The following is a 2,369-nucleotide window of genomic DNA, read 5'->3' on the forward strand; positions in this document are numbered from 1 at the left end:
CCCGGCCCACCGGTTGAACCGCTTGTAGATCGAGTTCCACTTCCCGAACCGTTCCGGAACGTCACGCCACGGCGCACCGGTCCGGTACTTCCACGAACCTCGATGGAGCCAGCCGAAAACGCCCGCCGAAACCAGGATTCGGACCACCTTTCCGGAGGGCGCCTCACCCATCTCGGCGACATGGGCCCAAAAACGATCGTTTTCGGCGGAATGGCGTCGGCACCTGAGTCGAGGCTCACTCGGGCATCTCGACCGCCACTACGAGAGCCTGCCGCATGCGATCGGCCTTACCCGGGGCTAAGCCGCGCTCGTAACCTTCGATGGCACGCTGCAACCCTGTCTCGCTAAGCAATGGCATCAGCGCTCTCGTGAGTCCGGCGCGGTATCCGACAAGGACATCTGCAACGAATCCGCCGCTCTCCGACACAGTGCCGAGGGTTGAGTGCTGAGAGTACTTCGCGATCAGTCGCTGGCGTTCCTCATGGACTAGCCGATCGATGCTTCGCAAGATGTCGTCATGATGCCGCATGCCTCATCGTGGCATTGCGAGTGTGAGTGGCGCTGTGGTTTGTGGTGCGTTGACCAGACCAAACCAAGCGGCTGCCGAAAACGATCGGTTTCAGCGGGGGCCCACGCGATGCACAATGTGGCCCGCGAGAGACGGCGCGCGTTATCGGGTTTCGGCTGACCTTTGTGGCGGGTCTGACACCTAAGCGGCGATTCGAGCGACCCTCCGCCCACAATGAGTCGCACCCCACCGGCTGCATCCCTCGCGCTAGGTTTCTTGCGTGTACTCAAGGCGGTGGGCTTGGATCTGGACGGCAGTCGTCGGTATCGCAAGCGGGATCGCGGGGTATCTCGTCGCTGCAGAGGTGGGATCAGGCCCTGGCTGGTCCATCGTCGCGGGTGTAGCTTCACTGGCTCTCTGCGGCGGGGCCTGCGTGGTCTTCATGGAGCCAGGCATACGTTCTCGGGACGACCGGACCGAGAATACGGATAGCGCCGACCCTCTCTCGCGGTAGCAAGAAGACGTTTCGGGTGATTCGACTATCGCGGTAGTGACAGGATCGCGAGTGTCCCGACGACGCCGAGCGCGGTGGCGATCAATATCAGCCAGCCTCTCCTGGTCGACCCGGTGCTGAGGGGAGGTCGGTCGTCGTCGATCCCCAACCGTGTCTTGATCTCCGCGGCTTCTTTCTCCAGTGCTTCGCGGCGGTCAATATGGCCGTAGTCGGGTGAGCCAGCGACCCACGCGAGGTCGATGAGTTCCTCGCGAATCTGTTGGAGTCTGGCGTGGTCGCGCTGGGAGGCATCTTCAGCTGTCATCTGAAGGAGCGTTCTTCCGCCGCTGCTTTCTGAGCTCTTGCCCGCCCACGATGGTGCCGAGGGCGCCGAGCACAGCCATTCCTATTCCCGCGGGTGGCCCCGGGAGATCTGAGGCGATTGCGAATATGGCGAGAGCGGTGCCTCCAAGGAACGTAACGAGCGAGCCGACGAACAGGACAAGGTAAGGGGCTCTCATGCGGTGAACTCTCCCACGCCTGAGCCCAGTCGATCTATCCCGTGACCCGATCGCTATAGGAGGATTCAGGAATGAGTGCTGAAGCTTCTAGCGCACACGCGGCTGACTCGGCCTCCTACGTCTGCTCGCACGTTCTGGATCGGTCTCGACCAGTTCTTCTCGTCATCCGGGAGTGCGACGGCGACTGGATCGCCGCGTGCGGCGGTGAAGACCACGAACAGTCGACTGAGTCCTGGTTCGTTGTTGGCTGGGACCACGTACTCGAATGGGATCCCGCAGTCGGCGGTATAGAAGCCCTGGAGCGCGGTGAAGAAGCAGAACGGTCCGACTCGACCGCCCCGTGGGTGATTAGCCGCCCTTCATGAGGCGGCTGATCACTGACGCAGTTGCAGCCTGCAGCGGCGGGGTAGAACTCACATGGGGTTGTCGCCGACCGACCACACCGTCCGCGCGGCTATGGCCTCCTCCGTAGTGAGCCAACGAACCTCGTATCGTCCGGCTCGTGACGGATCCTCGCTGTCGACGATCAGATAACCGTCCTTCATCTCGTTGACCGCGGTGAATGGCGGATAGTCCTCGGTAACTGGCTCCCAGACACTGTCGGACCAAACGACGACGTAGAAGATCCACCACTGAAGTCGCAGCGGAGAGAACGGGCTCCAGAACGACGACCTAGCAGTGAAGACATGCCCCTCAAAACCGTGCTCCGAAGAGAGCACGCCCGCCCCCCGATCAAACCGGTCGAGTGACCGTGGGCTGACCCCGTTTCGTAGGTCCGGTGGTTCTGAGAGTGGTCCTGTCGCCCGGAGTCGCGGGCAGGGAGACTGGTCAGATCATGTCGAACAGC

At 62.2% G+C, this 2,369-nt stretch carries 3 protein-coding genes; all 3 read right to left on the reverse strand.

Annotated elements, in window-relative coordinates:
- Positions 1-171, reverse strand: a 171-nt coding sequence (locus ACPEH2_RS15695; protein WP_359921459.1) for a transposase, incomplete at its 3' end; no start/stop codon positions are given.
- A gap of 876 nt (positions 172-1,047) precedes the next feature.
- A complete protein-coding gene (locus ACPEH2_RS15700; protein ID WP_359921456.1) occupies positions 1,048-1,326 on the reverse strand; it encodes a hypothetical protein in 279 nt (92 codons plus the stop codon).
- Positions 1,327-1,935: 609 nt separating this feature from the next.
- A complete protein-coding gene (locus tag ACPEH2_RS15705) occupies positions 1,936-2,241 on the reverse strand; it encodes a hypothetical protein (RefSeq protein WP_359921453.1) in 306 nt (101 codons plus the stop codon).
- Between the last annotated feature and the right edge of the window lie 128 nt (positions 2,242-2,369).

This window comes from Microbacterium sp. NPDC064942 (assembly GCF_049545525.1).
Classification (GTDB): domain Bacteria; phylum Actinomycetota; class Actinomycetes; order Actinomycetales; family Microbacteriaceae; genus Microbacterium; species Microbacterium gawkjiense.